At 73.0% G+C, this 17,707-nt stretch carries 13 protein-coding genes and 1 pseudogene; 8 read left to right on the forward strand and 6 right to left on the reverse strand.

Annotation, left to right across the window (positions count from 1 at the left end; translation table 11 throughout):
* Positions 1–4: 4 nt before the first annotated feature.
* The 4 genes from ACIRL2_RS32950 (at position 5) to ACIRL2_RS32965 (ending at position 6,917) form a co-directional block, all read left to right on the forward strand.
* Complete coding sequence (locus ACIRL2_RS32950; protein ID WP_402236969.1) at positions 5–1,957, forward strand: hypothetical protein; 1,953 nt, start codon at positions 5–7, stop codon at positions 1,955–1,957.
* A gap of 118 nt (positions 1,958–2,075) precedes the next feature.
* On the forward strand, positions 2,076–3,224 hold the full coding sequence (locus ACIRL2_RS32955) for a hypothetical protein (RefSeq protein WP_402236972.1): 1,149 nt from the start codon (positions 2,076–2,078) through the stop codon (positions 3,222–3,224).
* 297 nt (positions 3,225–3,521) lie between these two features.
* The gene (gene ppdK / locus ACIRL2_RS32960; RefSeq protein ID WP_402236974.1) at positions 3,522–6,212 is read left to right on the forward strand and encodes a pyruvate, phosphate dikinase; all 2,691 of its coding nucleotides are present in this window, start codon (positions 3,522–3,524) and stop codon (positions 6,210–6,212) included.
* A gap of 66 nt (positions 6,213–6,278) precedes the next feature.
* Positions 6,279–6,917, forward strand: coding sequence for a LysE family translocator (locus ACIRL2_RS32965; protein WP_402236977.1), 639 nt, complete (start codon positions 6,279–6,281; stop codon positions 6,915–6,917).
* 71 nt (positions 6,918–6,988) lie between these two features.
* On the opposite strand, the gene ACIRL2_RS32970 is transcribed toward ACIRL2_RS32965, so the two are convergent.
* The gene (locus tag ACIRL2_RS32970; protein ID WP_402236979.1) at positions 6,989–7,378 is read right to left on the reverse strand and encodes an ATP-binding protein; all 390 of its coding nucleotides are present in this window, start codon (positions 7,376–7,378) and stop codon (positions 6,989–6,991) included.
* Positions 7,379–7,916: 538 nt separating this feature from the next.
* Between ACIRL2_RS32970 and ACIRL2_RS32975 the strand changes: the two genes are divergently transcribed.
* Positions 7,917–8,324: a peptidase inhibitor family I36 protein gene (locus ACIRL2_RS32975; RefSeq protein WP_402236982.1), complete on the forward strand. Its 408-nt coding sequence runs from the start codon at positions 7,917–7,919 to the stop codon at positions 8,322–8,324.
* 196 nt (positions 8,325–8,520) lie between these two features.
* Here the strand turns inward: ACIRL2_RS32975 and ACIRL2_RS32980 are convergent, their stop codons facing one another.
* Both ACIRL2_RS32980 and ACIRL2_RS32985 read right to left on the reverse strand, forming a co-directional pair.
* Positions 8,521–8,994, reverse strand: a complete 474-nt coding sequence (locus tag ACIRL2_RS32980; protein ID WP_402236985.1) for a GNAT family N-acetyltransferase — start codon at positions 8,992–8,994, stop codon at positions 8,521–8,523.
* A 182-nt stretch (positions 8,995–9,176) separates the two neighbouring features.
* A pseudogene (locus ACIRL2_RS32985) lies at positions 9,177–9,973 on the reverse strand (SDR family NAD(P)-dependent oxidoreductase).
* Between the two features lie 259 nt (positions 9,974–10,232).
* Here ACIRL2_RS32985 and ACIRL2_RS32990 point away from each other — a divergent pair.
* Positions 10,233–11,270 (forward strand): NAD(P)/FAD-dependent oxidoreductase, encoded by a 1,038-nt coding sequence (locus ACIRL2_RS32990; protein WP_402236988.1) that lies wholly within the window; start codon positions 10,233–10,235, stop codon positions 11,268–11,270.
* A 132-nt stretch (positions 11,271–11,402) separates the two neighbouring features.
* Here ACIRL2_RS32990 and ACIRL2_RS32995 read toward each other — a convergent pair whose 3' ends face one another.
* Complete coding sequence (locus tag ACIRL2_RS32995) at positions 11,403–12,638, reverse strand: epoxide hydrolase family protein (RefSeq protein ID WP_402236990.1); 1,236 nt, start codon at positions 12,636–12,638, stop codon at positions 11,403–11,405.
* Between the two features lie 94 nt (positions 12,639–12,732).
* The gene (locus ACIRL2_RS33000; RefSeq protein WP_395865260.1) at positions 12,733–13,104 is read right to left on the reverse strand and encodes a MarR family winged helix-turn-helix transcriptional regulator; all 372 of its coding nucleotides are present in this window, start codon (positions 13,102–13,104) and stop codon (positions 12,733–12,735) included.
* A 100-nt stretch (positions 13,105–13,204) separates the two neighbouring features.
* Between ACIRL2_RS33000 and ACIRL2_RS33005 the strand changes: the two genes are divergently transcribed.
* Positions 13,205–14,707: an MFS transporter gene (locus tag ACIRL2_RS33005; protein ID WP_395865257.1), complete on the forward strand. Its 1,503-nt coding sequence runs from the start codon at positions 13,205–13,207 to the stop codon at positions 14,705–14,707.
* 395 nt (positions 14,708–15,102) lie between these two features.
* Positions 15,103–15,873: a hypothetical protein gene (locus ACIRL2_RS33010; RefSeq protein WP_402236994.1), complete on the forward strand. Its 771-nt coding sequence runs from the start codon at positions 15,103–15,105 to the stop codon at positions 15,871–15,873.
* Between the two features lie 541 nt (positions 15,874–16,414).
* Here ACIRL2_RS33010 and ACIRL2_RS33015 read toward each other — a convergent pair.
* Complete coding sequence (locus tag ACIRL2_RS33015; RefSeq protein ID WP_402236997.1) at positions 16,415–17,431, reverse strand: ArsR/SmtB family transcription factor; 1,017 nt, start codon at positions 17,429–17,431, stop codon at positions 16,415–16,417.
* Positions 17,432–17,707: the final 276 nt, after the last annotated feature.

Genomic DNA, 17,707 nt, shown 5'->3' on the forward strand with positions numbered 1-17,707 from the left:
ACAAGTGAGTCAGCACGGTCAGGACCACGCGGCGGACACGGGATGCGGCTGCGACGGGGGCGAGGACGCGTCCCCCGCCCCGCCGGTCCGCAACCGCTTCTACCCGGGCAAGCTGATGGACGTCCGGCACTGGCAGCTCGAACAGTCCTACCACCGAAGCACCTCCGCCACCCTGGCCCGGCTGGGCCTGGGCCCCGGCGTGTTGTGCGGACTGGACGTGGAGGCGGACACGGACGGCGGGTTGACCGTCTGCCCCGGCGTCGCGGTGGACGGCCGCGGCCGGCTGATCGTGGTGGACCGCCCGGTCCGAGTCGAGGAGCCGTACCAACCCACCGACTGCGCGGGCGAACCCGAGGGCGACCCGGTTCACGACGGCACGGTCGCGATCGTGTTGTGCCGGCACGAGTGCGGCACCGAGTTCGTCCGCAGCCCGGTGGTCGACTGCGAGGTCCGCGAGGAGTGCGTCCCGTCGCTGACCCTGGAACGGTTCCTGATCCGGGTCACCGCCTGCGAACCGGACCCGGTCGGCCTGAGCGAGGAACAGTGCGCGGCGATCTTCCCGGACCGGCGCGGCGCGAACTTCGACCGCCGCGAGCGGGTCGCCGACACCGTCGAGCACGAGTGCGACCGCGCCGACGACTGCGTGGTCCTGGCGACGATCACCTACGCGCCGGAGCGCGAGCCGGACCTGGACACGGTGACCGCGCGGCCGGTCGTCTACTCCAACCGGGTCCTGTTCGACCTGCTGATGTGCCTGGCCGAACGGGTGGACGCGTGCTGTGCGGGCCGCATCCTGCCGCCCCGGATCACCGGGCTGTGGCCGCAGGTCGGCACCGACGCGACGCCCGCGACGTGGCGCGCCTTCGTCGCCGAGAAGCGCCTGGAGATCGCCTTCGACCGGCAACTCGCCGACGCCGCGTTCGATGCCCCGGACCCGTGGGTGGGCGTGTGGCAGCTCGACCACACGGGCGCGCAACGGCTGAAGCTGACCCGGGCCGGCGGCGCCTTCACCCACGTGAGTGTGCCGGCCGCCGGCGAGGGCGTGGCGTACACGGTCGGGCTCGAGAGCGAGGGCCTGCTGACCCAGACGATCTTCGTGGTGGCCTCGCGGGTGCCCGGCGCCGGGCCGCCGCGCGCTCAGGACCCGGACGGCCTGGCGCTGGACCCCGACCTGGTCGGCACCGGGCTCACCGCCGCCAACCGCGACACGCTGTGGGCGATGGCTCCCGGCGCCCCCAAGGACACCGCCCTGGCCGACCTCGTCGAGCGGGCGCCGCTCGCGGCGGTACCGCCGTTCCCGTCCGGGAACGGGACCCAGGGCGGCGAGTTGCATGTGTTCGCGCCGCCGCCCCCGCCGACCGAGCAGGTGGAGAACGGGCCCAGGCTGCTGCGGGTGTGGCCGGACGGCGCCGCGCGACTGGATCCGGCCGGTCCGCTGCGCCGGGACTGGACGCGCTTCACCCGCCGACCGCACGTCGAACTCACCGTGGACCGGGCCCTGGCCGACCCCGCGTCGGCCGAACCGCAGGGCTGGGTACGGCTGTTCCAGGCCCTGCGGGACGGGGACAAGCTCGCCGGCTTCCGGCACCTGGACCTGGGCCCGGGCGCCCGCGGCGATTCGCGGGGGGAGAGGGTGACGTACACGTTCGGCGTGGACGGGGTGCGGCTTCCGGACGCCGGCGAACCGGCCGCCGTATTCCTGCTCCAGGTGCGGTCCTCGGCCGCGGCCCCGGTGCCGCCGGTGGGCGCGGACGGGCCGGCGCTGTTGCTGGACGCGGACTTCCTCGGGACCGCCCTGGACAACCACACGCTCTTCTCGATCTGGTCCGGGCAGCAGGTCCTGTCCCCGGCCCGGCCGGTGTCCGCCCTCGGCGCCCGGTCGAGCGTCGACGTCGAACTCTTCGACGGGGACCCCGGCGGGTTCGTGCACCTCGTCTTCGAGGTGGCGCCGGAGTGAGTGCCGCAACCGGCGCGCTGCGCCGGCCGACGGGATCGCACGGGTGCCGCCCGCCCGGAAAACGGGACGCCGGGCGCCACCGAGACGACGCATACCGAGGAGCTGAGGGACGTTGACGGTGCACGAACGAACGATCCGGCCCGCCGCAGTGGCCGGACACGGCGGCTGCGGCTGCGACGGCGGGAGCGAGACCTCCTCCGCGTGCGGATGCGGTGACTGCCTGGGCCGGAACGCCACCGGGCGGCTGCGCCCACGCTGGTTCGGCGGCCAACTCGTCGGCCCGGAGGACCTCGCTCAGACCGGTGTCTGGCTGCTGGAACGCATGCGCCGACACAACCGGCTGCTGCACGGGTGGGGTGTGGTGTGCGGGGTGACCGTACGTACGGTCCGCTACGGCGACGGCGGCCGGTTGCCCTGGCTGCTGGACGTCTCGCCCGGCTACCTGCTGGGCCCGTACGGGGACGAGATCGTGGTCGACCACCGGATCAGGGTGGACGTACGCGACTCGCTGCCCGGCGCCACCGACGGATGCCCGCCGCCCGACGACCCTTGGTGCGCGCCGGTGCGCGAGCGGCGCGAACCCGGGCGCACCTACTACCTCGCGGTGCGCTACGACGAGTGCCTCACCGCGCCGGTGGCGGCGGCCGGTTGCGGCTGCGAGGACACGGCGTGCGAGTACAGCCGGGTTCGGGAGGGCTTCGCCCTCGGCGTGCTGGACACCCTGCCGGACGTGTACGTCAACGGCGAGGACGACAGCCGCCAGGAGACCACGGGGTGTTCGTCCCGGATCTCGGAGACCGGCACCCGCCCGTGCCCGCCGTGCCCCACCCAACCCTGGGTGGTGCTGGCCGACTTCACCGTCGCGGCGGACGGCAGGCTGTCCGTCGACCAGTTGCGCAACCGTCGCTTCACCGCGTCCTTCGGCGGTTACGGCTTCTACTGCGGGCAGCCCGGCCAGGACCGGCTCACCGGCTGGACCGAGGTGACCCGACAGGCCCTCGCGCACGCCTTCTCCTCGTCGCACGCCCAGGAGGTCATGACCGCGGACGACCCCGAGGCCGTCCGCGCCATGCCCGCGCGCACGCTCCTGGGCGTCGCCCGCACCGCCCGACTGGCCGACCTGCTCGGCGACCGCACGGTGGCCGACCTGGCCCGCGCCGATCCCGAGACCCTGGCCGAGGAGGCCCACGCCGCCGAGGTCCCACCCGGACCCGTCCTGGAAGCCATCGACCGAGCCAACCTGGTGCTCCGCCTGACCAGCGGCTGACCCCCACGGGACGACCCATCCCGCACAACCCGCACGGACACCCACGACCGCGCCCGGGACGGAGCACTCCGGGCGGGTCGCGGACGCGCCCACGCACCGACGCGCCGATCCATCGAGGCATCGACCGAGACCGAGACCGAAGCCGAGAGTGGGAGTCGGCGGGCGCGACGACATCGGGCAGTGCGGGCGTCGGAACGGGCGGCCCGATCGTGGCCGGATCGCGGCCTGCGGTGGTCCGGGGCCCGGCGTTACCCTGAGAGACAGCCGAGGCGGTCCGCTGTGCGGGAAGGGATGCCGATGGCCGGCGTGTATGTGTACGACTTCAGTGAAGGCTCCCGGGAACAGGCCGCGCTGCTCGGGGGCAAGGGCGCGAATCTCGCCGAGATGACCCGGTTGGGACTGCCGGTGCCGCCCGGTTTCACGATCGGCACCGACGCCTGCCGGGTCTTTCTGCGTACGGGCGCGCCGCCTGCCGAACTGGAAGGCGAGATCGCCGACCACCTGGCCCGCTTGGAGGCGTCGATCGGGCGACGTCTGGGCCGGCCCGACGACCCGTTGCTGGTGTCGGTGCGATCGGGTGCCCGGTTCTCGATGCCCGGCATGATGGACACGATCCTCGACGTCGGCCTCAACGACGCCTCCGTGCTCGGCCTCGCCAAGGCCCGCGGCCGGGAACGCTTCGCGTGGGACTCGTATCGCCGACTCGTGCAGATGTACGGCACCACCGTGCTCGGCGTGGACCCGGCCCGCTTCGAGGACGTGCTCACCCGGCGCAGGCTGCGCCTGGGCGCGGCGGACGATCTGGGGCTGGACGTAAGCGAGTTGACCGGGATCGTCGACGAGTTCCGGGCGATCGTGCGCGAGGACGCGGGCGAGGAGTTCCCGCAGGATCCGCGCGAGCAGCTCGCGGGCGCCGTGCTAGCGGTCTTCCGATCCTGGAACGGCGAGCGGGCGCGGGTCTATCGGCGGCGCGAGCACATCCCGGACGACCTGGGTACCGCGGTGACCGTGCAGGCGATGGTGTTCGGCAACTCCGGACCGGACTCCGGCACCGGCGTCGCGTTCACCCGCGACCCCGGCACCGGGCGCGCCGGCGTCTACGGCGACTACCTGCCCGACGCCCAGGGCGAGGACGTGGTCTCCGGCGTCCGGGACGCGCTGCCGCTCCAAGCCCTGGAGGGGTTGGACCCGGCCGCCTACGCCCGCCTGACCGATTACCTGCGGCAGCTCGAATCGCACTATCGCGACCTGTGCGACGTCGAGTTCACCATCGAGCGCGGCCGGTTGTGGATCCTGCAGACCCGGGTCGGCAAACGCACCGCCGAGGCCGCCTTCCGGATCGGCTGCGCGCTGGTGGACGAGGGGACGATCACCTGGTCGGAGGCACTCTCCCGGGTCGACGGCGGGCAACTCGACCAGCTCACCTTCCCGCGCTTCGACGCGCACGGCGACGCCGCGCCGTTGGCGCACGGCATCCCGGCCTCGCCGGGGGCCGCGGTCGGCGCGGTGGTGTTCGACGTCGCCGAGGCGACCCGGCGGGCCGCGGCCGGCGAGCGGGTCGTGCTGGTCCGCCACGAGACCAGCCCGGACGACCTGCCCGGGATGATCGCGGCCGAGGCCGTGGTGACCGGGCGGGGCGGCAAGACCAGCCACGCGGCGGTGGTCGCCCGAGGCATGGGCAAGGTCTGCGTGTGCGGCGCGGCCGACCTGGACATCGACATCGAGGGCGGGCGCTGCACCGGAGCCGACGGAACCGTCGTCGAGGCCGGCGACGTGGTCTCGGTGGATGGTACGGCCGGCGCCGTGTACCCGGGCGCGCTGCCGCTCGTGCCCTCGGCGGTCACCCGCTACCTGGAGACCGGCGCCCGTTCCGCCGGCGTGGTCGAGGCGGTCGCCCGCTTCCTGGACCGAGCCGACGAGGTACGGCGGTTGCAGGTCATGGCGAACGCCGACACGGCCGAGGACGCGGCCCGGGCCCGACGTTTCGGCGCCCGGGGAATCGGCCTGTGCCGTACCGAGCACATGTTCCTCGGCGCCCGACGCCCGCTGGTCGAGGACCTGATCCTGGCCCGCACCGACGCCGACCGGCGGCATGCGCTGGACGCGCTGCTGCCGCTCCAGCGCGAGGACTTCACCGACATCCTCGCGGCGATGGACGGCCTGCCCGTGACCATCCGGCTGCTCGACCCGCCGCTGCACGAGTTCCTGCCCGACCACACCGACTCGGCGGTCCGGCTGGCCCGAACGCGGGCGATGGGCCGGGAGCCGGCGCCGCACGACGTGCATGTGCACGAGGCGATCGAGCGGTTGCACGAGGCCAATCCGATGTTGGGCCTGCGCGGGGTACGCCTGGCGCTCACGGTTCCCGGCCTGGTCGCCACCCAGGTACGCGCGATCGGCGAAGCGGTGGTCGCTCGGCTGCGCGCGGGCGGTGATCCGCGGGCGGAGATCATGATTCCGCTGGTCGCCACGGTCGAGGAACTGCGTGTGGTGCGCGAGGAGGTGGAACGGATGCTCGACGAGGTCGGCCGGGCCGCCGGGCTGCCGGTGCGCTGCCCGGTGGGCACGATGATCGAGCTGCCCAGGGCCGCGCTCACCGCCGGGAGCATCGCGCCGACGGCGGACTTCTTCTCGTTCGGCACCAACGACCTGACCCAGACCACATGGGGCCTGTCCCGCGACGACGCCGAGGCGACCTTCCTCGCCGCCTATCTGGAGCGCGGCATCATGGCCGTCTCGCCGTTCGAGAGCATCGACCGGGACGGGGTCGGCCGCCTGGTCCGACTGGCCGTCGACGAGGGTCGGCGGGCCAGGCCCGATCTGCGCATCGGGGTGTGCGGCGAACACGCCGGAGACCCCGCGTCCATCCACTTCTTCCACGAGGTCGGCGTCGACTACCTGTCGTGCTCACCGTTCCGCCTGCCGAGCGCCCGCCTGGAGGCGGCCCGCGCGGCGGCGGGCACCCACGCCGAGGCGGACTCGCGCTGAACCTCCGGCCGGAGCCCACGCGAAATGGCCGCGCGCGTGCGTGGTCTCCGTGCTTTCATGTGCCGCATGGTGTCCATTGACCGGCTGGCGGCGTTCGCGGCCATGTCGTTCCTGCTGATCGTGATACCCGGTCCCAGCGTGCTGTTCGTGGTCGGACGGGCGCTGGCGCAGGGCCGCCGGGCGGCGCTGACCACGGTGGTGGGCAACACGATCGGGGCGTACGTACTGGTCGTGGCGGTGGCACTCGGGGTGGGCTCCGTCGTCGAGCGGTCGGTACTGGTCTTCACGGCGCTGAAGCTGGTGGGCGCCGCCTACCTGGTGTACCTCGGCGTCAAGGCGGTGCGGGAGCGCGGGTTTCCGCACGCCTCGATCAACGGTGCGGTTCCCGCGCGGGGCGGGCTGCGCACGTTGTGGGAGGGGTTCGCGGTCGGCGTGGCCAACCCCAAGACCATCGTGTTCTTCGCCGCCGTACTGCCCCAGTTCGTGGACCGCGACCAGGGGCACGTGATGGCGCAGATGTTGCTGCTCGGCCTGGTGTTCAACGTGATCGCGGTGGCCTGCGACAGCGTCTGGGGCCTGGTTGCCGCCTCCACCCGGACCTGGTTCGCGAGTTCCCCGACACGCCTGGCCCGGGTCGGTGGGATCGGCGGCCTCACCATGATCGGCCTCGGCGTCACCGTCGCGGTCACGGGCCGCAAGGACTGACCCGGGTCGGGGCACCCGCGGGGCCCGGGACGGCGAGTCGGCGTCGGGGGATCGGCCGTGGGCGGCCGCGGTCAGGTGAGCGGGATGCGGGCGCGGACCCGTTTGCCCGCGGCGTTCGGTTCGACCGCGAAGCCCGCGCACAGGGCGCGCACGATCTCCAGACCGTGCCGACCGATGCGATCGACGTCCCGGGTGTGCGGTACGGGCAGGGTCGGCGTGCCGTCGGACACCGTGACGTGCAGGTCGTGGCCGGTGATCTCCAGTTCCAGCAGGCACGGCCCCGGCGCGTACCGGGTGGCGTTGGCGATCAACTCGTCGACGACCAGCGGGACCACCTCCGCGGCCCGCGTGGTGATCGAGACGTCCCCGATCGCCCGGGCCCGCTCCAGGAAGCGCCCGGCGAAGGCGCGTGCCCGGCGGGTCGTTCCGGGCGCGCCGTCGTAGGCGATCGACTCACGCATCGGGTACCGGCCCCGGACGCCGCCGGATTCCGGAAACGCAGGTCCTCATCATGCGCACCCGCCCTGCCTCGACGCCGTGAACTGCCCGGGACCCGAGCCGGGTTCCGGTCGATCGGGCGGATGCCTGCCCTGCCCTGGAGGACCCACTCCCGGCGTGGCCGGAGGAAGTGGTGCGGAGGCGATTCGTGCCGGACGCGGCGGTGACCGTGGCGATTCGGCCATGGGCTGGTGTCCGGGATCGACGGGGTGGAGGGTCGCATTCCGGCCTCGACGCGAGACCGCGGGCGGACCCGCCGCGTTCCTCGGGAGGCCGAGTTTCCGGGCCTCACCGCCCGTAGTCGAATGATTACCTTCCTGTTCGCGGCGGGTGTCGACGGTTGGTGACATGGCCGAAACAACACGGGTCGCCACTGTCCGTAAATGAGGTTTCACGCACCGCTGTCGATGCGAGAGCGTTGCCTGCGTCGACGCCCGCCGATCAACCGGCGGAAAACCGACGCATAACCGTTCGGACCCATCGAGGAGTGAGGACACTCGCATGATTCGTAAACTCGCCACCACGGCCGCTGCCGCCGCCGCGGCCACCGTCCTGGGCGCGCTCACGCTCGCCCCGACCGCACGGGCGGACGTCGCGGACACCGTCTCCTGCCCCACGGGCAGTCTCTGCGTCTACAGCGGACAGAACCTGACCGGCACGCGGACCGTCGTGCCCGCGCGGATGATCGAGGAACGCCGGGACGCCGGCTACACGATCACCGCTCCGGTGTTGTCGATCGCCAACCGCACCGGGTTCGATGTGCTCCACGGCGCGAGTCATCCGGTGGTCTGTATCCGCTTCCCCTGTTATCAGTACACGGTGCATGGTCGCGTCGACGCCGGTCGCGATCTGGCGAGCGCGGACGCCGCCGGACAGCCTCTGGTCGTGGGCCGGGACTACGGCCGCTAGACCCGGGATGGCCTGCCGGCCCGCGCGGGCGGGGGCCACCCCCCCCCACCCCCCCCCCCCGGGGACGCGCCCACGGGCCGCGCGCGCCCCCCCCCGCACACCCCGGGGGGGGGGGGGGGGGGCCCCCCCGGCCCCCCGGGGGGGGGGGGGGGCGGGGGGGGGGGGGCCCCCCCCCCCCCGCCCCCGGCCCCCGGGGTCAGGCTCGCGGGGCCGGGCGGGCGAGCCTGAGGAGGATCTCGTCGTTGTCCTCGTCGCTGCGACGACCCTCCTCGGCGAACCCGAGTCGGGCGTAGAACCCGCGGGCCCGGACGTTCTTCTCGTACACCTCCAGCGTCAGCGCGCCACGCAGCGCCGCCGCGTGCTCGACGAGCAGGCGGCCCACACCGGTGCCCTGGGCCTCGGGGGCGACGAACAGGCCGCCGATCTCGCCGCCGGCTCCGCCCGCGATCTCGGCGTCGAGCAGGCCCAGGAGCGCGACCACCCTGCCGTCGGCCTCGGCCACCCAGTTGTCGGCGTGGACCAGGTAGATCTCGCGCATCTTGCGTTCGCGCTCGCCTTCGCCCTCGCCCGGGACGAACGGGTGCGCGGCGCGGCCCGCGCGCGACCAGACGTCGACCGCGGCGTCCTCGTCGACGGGGCGGTAGGGGCGGATCCTCGGGATTTCGGACATGCGTGCGACCGTATCCCACCGGGCAGTCGACGCTCGGCCGGGTTTCCCGTGCCCGAGGCGGCATCGATCGGCCCGGCGCGGGCAAGTCGCGGCGTGCGGCCGGCGGCCCCGCGGTAGCACCCGCGTGCGCGCCGAGAGGGGAGCCCCGGGCGAGGCGAAACTTACGCGGGGCACCCTTCGGGTCAGGCCCGCATGCCGCCGTCGACGCGCAGGACGGTGCCGGTGACGTAGGAGGAGCGGTCGCTGAGCAGCCACGCGGCGGCCTCGGCGATCTCGTCCGGATCGGCCGCGGCCCAGTGGCGTCCGGGCGTTCAGGCGGTCGACGACGCCGGGGGAGTTGTGCTCCCACTCGCGCACCATCTCGGTGAGTGTGGTGCCGGGGGCGATCGCGTTGACCCGGATGCCCTCGGGGCCGTACGTGACGGCCGCGGACTCGGTGAGGCTGTTGACCGCCCGCTTCATCGCCCCGTAGGCGGGCAGTTCGGGGTTGCCCCGCAGGCTGCCGACGCTGGAGTTGTTGACGATGGCCCCGGTTCCGGCGGTGGCGCGAATCGCGGCGACCTCGGCGACCATGGCCGGCCACGTGCCCTTGAGGTTCACCGTGTAGATGTGATCGAAGTCGGCCTCGGCGACCCGGTCCATCGGGCCGGGCGGGATACCGGTCGCGGCGTTGTTGAAGGCGACGTCCAGTCGGCCGTACAGGTCCACGGTGCGATCGACGGCGGCGCGTACGTCGGCCGGGTCCGCCAGGTCGCAGACCGCGTAGTCGGCGACGCCGCCCCGCGTCCGGATGTCCTCGGTGACCGCCTCGAGTTGGCTCTTCGTTCGCGCCGCGAGCAGTACGCGAGCGCCTTCGCGGGCGAACAGCGGTGCCGCGGCGGCGTATGCCGCGCCCGGCGCCGGTGACGAAGGCGACCTTGCCGGCCGGCAGACCTTCCCGGGCGGCGGCGGGTGGGGTGGTGTTCGGTGCGTTGTCCATGGCAGCGAGCCTGCCGTAGCCGGCGGCGCCCGGCCAGGTACCGGTGGTCCCCGGCCGAGCACCGGAGCCCTCACCCGCACCGAGGGTGGACGGACGGGAGTCGGCGGGCTCCCGCGCGACCGACGCGAACGCCCGCACCTCCGCCGCCGCGGGCCCGTCGGTCCGGATGCGCCGGCTTCGTTCTTGCCATTGCGGCAAGGAATGTTGCCGGGGTGCCGAGGGGGCGCGGATGCTGCACACCGAAAGGGAGGTGTACGGCATGAGGGAAGACGGACAGGATTTCGCGGCCGACGCGGTCTCGACGGAGGCGGGCGATGCCTCGGGTTCGGGTGACCGGGAGCGGCGTTACGACGTCGTCGTGGTGGGCGGCGGCGCCGCCGGTTTGAGCGCGGCGCTCACCCTGGGGCGCGCCCGGCGGTCGGTGCTGGTGGTCGACGCCGGACAGCCGCGCAACGCGCCGGCCCACGGGGTGCACAACTTTCTGGGCAGCGAGGGCATCGCGCCGGCCGAGCTGCTGGCGAACGGCCGCCGGGAGGTGGCCGGTTACGGCGGCGAGCTCACCAGGGGCACGGTGGCGGGGGTACGACGCGCGGCGGACGGCGACTTCCGGGTGGGGCTGGTGGACGGCCGTTCGATCCGGGCCCGGCGGCTGCTGGTGACGACGGGGCTGGTCGACGAGCTGCCTGCGGTGCCAGGGCTGGCCGAGCGGTGGGGGCGCGAGGTGTTGCACTGCCCGTACTGCCACGGCTGGGAGGTGCGGGATCAGCCGATCGGTGTCCTGGCCACCGGACCGATGGGCGTCGAGCAGGCGCTGATGTGGAGCCAGTGGAGCAGGCGGGTGACGTTGTTCCTGCACACCGGTCCGGAGCCGGACGACGAGGCGTACGAGCGGCTCGCCGCGCGCGACGTGGGCGTGATCGACGGCGAGGTGCGGGAGCTGCGGGTGGACGACCGGGACGGGTTGACCGGTGTGGTCCTGGCCGGCGGGACCACCGTGCCGGTGCGGGCCCTGGTGGTGGCTCCGCGTTTCACCGCCCGCGCCGCGCTCCTGAGCGATCTGGGCCTGGAGACCCGGGAGGCGGAGATGGGCGGACACGTGCTGGGTACGTACGTGCCCACCGACGCGTCCGGTGCGACCGGGACACCCGGGGTGTGGGCGGCGGGCAACGTGACCGACCTCACCGCCACCGTCGTCGGCTCCGCCGATTCCGGTATGCGTGCGGCGGCTGCCGTCAACGCGGATCTGACCGCCGAGGAAACCCGACAGGCGGTGGGCACCCGCCGCACATCGGGGTAGGGCGCCCGGCGCGGCCGGTCCGAGCGTCCCGCGCCCACCGGGCGCGGGACCCCGCCTCGTCGGCCCGGGAGTCGGGGATGAACCAGGCCCGGTGGCGGACACGCCGGACGGGTGCGCCTTCGCCGCCGGTCGTCAGGGCCTGCGGCCGCGAAAGGTGCGGCGCAGGTCGCTCACCCAGGCGTCGGGGTTCTCCCAGGGGATGAAGTGGCCCCCGTGGTCGTGGGCGTTGACGTTGACGTGGTTGAACCAGGCGGCTTGCGGGCCGGTCTCGAATGCCCGGACACGCTCGTCGGCGGTGTGGACGCCGGGCGGGTTCTCGTAGGTGACGAAGGTGAGGCCGACCGGGGCCTGGACGACGGGGGTGCGGTCGTGGGCGGGGGTCCAGGGGTGGCGGTTGGCGTTGGCGTAGTAGCGCATCGACGTGGCGATGGAGTTGTTCACCCAGTAGATGGTGGCGTGGGTGAGCAGGTCGTCCTTGCTGAAGACGGACTCGACGTCGCCGCCGTTGTCGCTCCAGGCCCTCCAGCGCTCCAGCAGCCAGGCGAGCAGTCCGGCGGGTGAGTCGCTCAGTCCGTGGGCCAGGGTGGCGCCGTCGAGCATGTGCACGGCGAGGTGGGGGGCCCAGCGGTGGTCCAGCTCGACGATGCGGGCCCGGACGTCGGCGGGCTGGTCGTCGGTGAGGGGCCGATTCCGGGCGAAGTCCCAGGCGCGGTGGCCGGTGAAGAAGTCGAGCGGCAGCCCGGAGCCGATGTGGATGCCGTACAGCTCGTCGGCGTACTTGTGGCCGAGTTGGCTGGAGACGATCCCGCCGATGTCACAGCCCCCGGCGGCGTACTTCTCGTATCCCAGGGTCTCGGTCATCAGGGTGTGCCAGCGGTCGGCGACCTTCCAGAAGTTGACGTCCGGAAAGCCGGTGAGCGGCCCGGGGAAACCGAAGCCGGGCAGGGACGGCACGATGACGTCGAACGCGTCGGCGGGGTCGCCGCCGAACGCGGCCGGGTCGGCGAGCGGGTCGATCACCTTCGACCAGTGCCAGAACGTCCACGGCCAGCCGTGGGTGAGGATCAACGGGATCGGGCGGGGGCCGCGGCCGGGCTTGCGCATGAAGTGCACCGGGACACCGGCGACGCGCACCTCGTAGTGCTCGTGGGCGTTGATGGCGGCCTCGGCCTTGCGCCAGTCGTAGCCGTCCCGCCAGTAGGCGACCAGCTCACGGAGATGGCTGTCCGGGACGCCGTAGGACCAATCCTCGTTCCCCTCGTCCAGCGGCGGCCGGGTCGACGCGAGACGGGCGCGCAGGTCGTCGAGGACCCGGTCGGGCACGTGGAGCGGAGTGGGCTCCAGGGGGAACGCGTGCAAGGTGGTCATGGCGGGGTCCTTTACCGGGTCGGGGAGGCGGTGTCGTCGGCCCGTCGGACGGCGACACCGCGCCGTCCGAATCGGGACGCCGGGGCCTTGGCGGTCAGGTCAGTTGCTCGCGGAGGACTTCGAGCTGGGTCAGCCGGGCCTGGGCGTGCAGGGCGCGGCCCTTGTCGGTGGCGGTGACGAAGACGCCGCGGCGATCGGTGTCGCACATCGCGCGCTGGACCAGACCACACTTCTCCAGCCGGGCGACGGCCCGCGAGGAGGCGCTCTGACTCAGGTGCAGGTCGCTGACCAGGTCGTGGATCCGGGACTTGCATCCCTCGGCGGCGATCAGCCGGTCCAGTACCTCGAAGTCGCTCATGGCGATGTCGTGCCGGGCCTGGAGGGCGCGATCGAGCTCGTGGGCGACCCGGCTGTATCGCGACAAAAGGGTGCGCCAACTCTCGATCAGCGGCTCCTCGGTCTTCATCGCGTCACGGTAACGCCACCCGTCATAACATGCAAGCAAATTTATTGCACCCACATTTAATGCGTAGACATTCAATGCGTGCGCATATATGTTCGTCGCCATGGCCCCAACAGTCGAGACCTACGCGGGACCGTCCTCCCGCGAGAAGTCCGTCCCCTCGTCCGCCGCGTCCACCTCAACACCGTCCGCCTCGCACTGGACTCCCAAACTCTGGGGCGTCCTGGCCGTGCTGTGCCTCGTCCTGTTCCTGGACGGCCTCGACGTCTCCATGGTCGGCGTCGCGCTGCCCTCGATCGGCCACGAACTGGGCATGTCCGCGACCTCGTTGCAGTGGATCGTCAACGGCTACGTGCTCGGGTACGGCGGACTGATGATGCTCGGCGGTCGCACCGCCGACCTGCTCGGCCGGCGCCGGGTCTTCCTGATCGCACTCGCGGTGTTCGCCGCCGCCTCACTCCTGGGCGGGCTCGTCGACAGCGGCGGCCTGCTCATCGCCAGCCGCTTCATCAAGGGTCTGGCCGCGGCCTTCACCGCGCCGACCGCACTGTCCATCCTGACCACGACCTTCCCCGAGGGCCCGGCCCGCAACCGAGCGCTGTCCGTCTTCTCCGTCTTCGGCGCGAGCGGCTACTCGTCCGGCCTGATCCTGGGCGGACTGCTCACCGAGTTCGGCTGGCGCTGGACCTTCCTGACCCCCGTACCGCTGGCCGTTCTCGCCCTGGTGGCCGGGTACTTCCTGATCCCGCGGGACCGCCCCGCCGACTCCGGCGGCCATGACCTGGTCGGCGCCGCCACCCTCAGCGGCGGCATGCTGCTCGCCGTCTACACCGTCGTCTCCGCGCCCGAACGGGGCTGGACCGCGCCGCTCACGCTCGGCTCGGTCGTGCTGGCCGCCGTACTGCTCACCACGTTCGTGTTCGTCGAGAAGCGCATCGCCCACCCGCTCGTGCGGTTCGGCATCCTGCGGATCGGCACGGTGGTGCGGGCCAACCTGAGCATCGTCGCGCTGATGGGCTCCTACATGAGCTTCCAGTTCATGATGACCCTCTACCTCCAGGACGGCCTCGGCTGGTCCGCGCTGCGGATGGCGCTCGCGCTGCTGCCGGCCGGTCTGGTCGTCGCCTTCGGATCGCCGTTCACCGGCCGCCTGATCAACCGCTACGGCACCGCGCCGCTGCTGATCGCGTCGATGGCCTCGATGAGCCTGGGCTACGCGTGGTTCCTCGCCACCGCCGGCAGCACCCCGAACTACGCCTTCACCGTGCTGCCCACCATGCTGCTCCTGGGTGGCGGCTTCGCCTTCGGCTTCAGCGCGATCATGTCCCAGGCCACCGAGGGCATCGAGGACTCCGAACAGGGCCTCGCCTCGGGCCTGGTGCAGACCTCCGGCCAGGTCGGCGCGGCCCTCGTGCTCGCCGTGGTCACCGCCGTCACCACCGGCGCCACCGCCGGCGACACCGACTTCGGCGCCTACCGGCCCGGGGCCAACCTGGTCACCGGAGTGGCGATCGTGGGTCTGCTGCTCAACATCGTCCCGCTGCTCGCCTCCTCGCGCCGTCGGGCGCAGACGGCCGACGCCGACGGCACGACGCGCCTGCCCTGACCGTAGCCGGGTCGCGCCGCATCGAGGCGCGAACCCGACCCGCACGACCCGAAGGCCGGCTCCGATCGACATCGGCACCCGAGCCCCCACGCGCCGAACCGCGCGTGGGGGCTTCGGCGTGTGCGGACCGCACCGGGCGTGCGTTCGGCCGTGGGTGGCGAGTGCGGATCCGGGCGAATGCATCGGGTGCGCCGGCGGGTGCGCTCCCCGGACTGGGCGCCAACCGGAAGCGTGGGCCGGTCCGAGTCGATTCGCCGCGCCTCGCCGCGCGTTTCGTGCGGGCGGGCGCGTGGATCGTCGTGGACGCCCAACGGCGCGACAACGGTGCGACAACGGGGCGACAACGGGGCGTGGGACGATGGCGACGAAGCGACGGGAACCGGGTGGAGGTCGACGTGGGGTTGTGGAATCGACGAGGTGCACCGGACGACCCGGCGAACGACCCGGCGGGAGATCCCACCGAGGCGCTCGAAGCACTCGGGTTGACCGCCGACCGCACGGCGGAGCTCTCCGCGACGCTCCGGGGCCCGGTGACCGAGCTCGTGCTGCGGGACCTGCCGCGGATCGAACTCGGCGCCGCGCCGCGCTGGTTGCACGCGACTCGGACCGTGATCGGATCCGCCGCGCCGGCACTGGTACGGGACATGGTGCCCGGGCTCGACGACGAACAGGCCGCCGGGGCCGCGTTCCACCCGAACCTGCTCCCCACCGTCGCCTTCGAACTGCGCCGCCGCCGCGCCGCGCTGCGCCGGGCCAAGGACCCGGGTGCGTTGACCCGGACCGGGCCCGGGGCGCTGAAGCTGAGCGTTGCCCTGATGACCGGCCGGATGCTGGTGCACGGCCACATCGCCGCGCGCGTCGGCGCGGACACCGCGAAGGAACTCGCCGCCGGTCATGCCGAAACGATTCGCTCGCTCGCCCTCGTCGACGCCTCGGACCGCGCCCGTCGACACGAGCCGGCATGGGGCGCGTGGGGGCTGCTCGACGTCCTCCAGGCCCTGCTGCGCAACCGCGAATTGCTCGGCGAACCGGCGGTTCCGGTACCGGCGCCGCCGACGCGGCCCGGGGAACCCAGAGCGGAGCCCTCCACCGTCGCCGAACTGGGCCTGATCCTGTGCTGCTCCGCGGCGATCGCCCTGATCGAGGCACTGCCGCCGACGGACTGAGCCGACGCCGTGCGCCGGCGCCGACGCCGTGCGTCCCGCCGACGCCGACGCCGACGCACAGCGCGTATGTGATCGGGCGGGGTCGCCGGCACGGCGGTGCCCGGGCGGTTGTGTCGGGACGGCAGCGCCGGGGCCCGCGGCGTGCCCGGGTGGCGCCGCGACGATCCCAAGCCGGGCCTACATCGAACGGTGCAGTCACGATTCGGTCGTCCGCACGACGCCGGCGCGGGCCGATGTCCGGAGAGTGGACGAGGTAGGGGGCGTTCACGAAGGGACAGGCACATGCGCGGCGCGAAGAGTCGAGTGGGAGCGGTGGCACTGGCGGCGGTCTTCGGGGCCGGGATCGGCGTGGCCCCTGGGCCCACATCGGCGGCGGCGAAGTGCACTGCGCGACCAACGCGCTGCGCGACCCGAGCAGCCCGACGCCGTGGTGGCGGGAGCGGTCGGAGGCCGCCGGCACGTGATCGGCGGCACGCCCGGGCATTCCGCGCCCGGGCGTCCGGGGACCGGTGTCCACTCGACGGACGTTCGTGCCGTCGGGTCAGGTCCGGGCCGGATGGCGTGCGCGTAGCGGGCTCTCGCCGAGCAGTTCCAGGCCCAGTGAGGTCAGCGAGTGCAGGACCGCGCCACCTCGCCGGGTCGTGGTGATCAGCCGGGCGTTCCGCAGCACGGTCGCGTGTTGGCTCGCCGACGCCGCCGAGACGTTCAGCCGACGGGCCAACTCCGTAGTCGTGCAACCGTCGTTGATCACGGTCAGCGCGGCGGCCCGGGTCTGGCCCAGGAGCGCGCCGAGCGCGCGGTCGTCGCCCACGCCGGGTTGCCACAGCGCGACGCCGTCCTGGAGGTCGCGCACGGTGGGGACGGCCAACACGTACGGCGCGGTTTCGTCCTGGACGTCCCAGAGCACCACCGACTCACGCCAGACGAAGAGCGTCGGTGCGATCACCAGGCCCCGGCCACCGAGCAGGATGTCGTGGTCCTTGCGATGCCGTACTTCCAGGACCGGTGGATTCCAGCGGATGAGCGGTACGCACAACCCGGCCAACAGGCCCTCGACACCGCTGTCGAGCAGCGTGTGGGTGTAGCGGCTGCGGACCGCCTCCAGGTGCGAGCGCACCCGGTCGTGGAAGGGCGCGACCGTCACGTCGTGGCAGGCGCGCAGCGCCTCGGCGAACTCGCGGCGCGGTTCGAGGGAGCCGTCCAGGAAGTCGCGCACCCAGGTCGAGTACGCGGGGGCGAAGGTCAGGTGCTTCAGTTCCGCGCGTAATCGCGCGCCGGGTACCGCGAGCAGGTTCTCGATGCTTTCGTCGAGGGAGGGGGAGTCCCCGACCAGCGTGCGCAGATCCAGACCCGGGCCGCGGATGGGCATCAGCGCGGTGAGCGGACCGGGCGCGGCCTCCAGTCGCGCCGCCACCTCGGTGCGCCATGCCCGGAAGGGCAGCGGTCTGCGCGGACCGTGCAGCAGCTCCAGGCTGTGGTACGTCTCGGCCGCCGCACCGACCGTCGTGGCCAATCGGGTCCGGGCCAGGTCCTCCGCGGTGAAGTGGATCCGCAGCACTCGTGTACTCCGAGGGTCGAGTGGATGGTTGGGGGCGTTTCCGCCGAGATGTTCCTTGTGCCGACCTCCCGTTCGATGTGCACGTCCTCGGGAGGACCACGACAGTGTGCGTCCTCGACGACGCTGCGACCAGCGGGTTTCAGCCCAGGCTGAAAGGCGTTTCCGGACAACGGCCGATCGGCCAGGCTACGGGGACGGGGTGAGCGGACAACGTCGTCCGCCCGCCGGGGAATGCGAGCCGGGGTGGAGGGACCCGGGCACGAGGTCACAGGGGTG

Origin of the sequence: Embleya sp. NPDC127516 (assembly GCF_044765325.1) — a bacterium.
GTDB lineage: Bacteria > Actinomycetota > Actinomycetes > Streptomycetales > Streptomycetaceae > Embleya.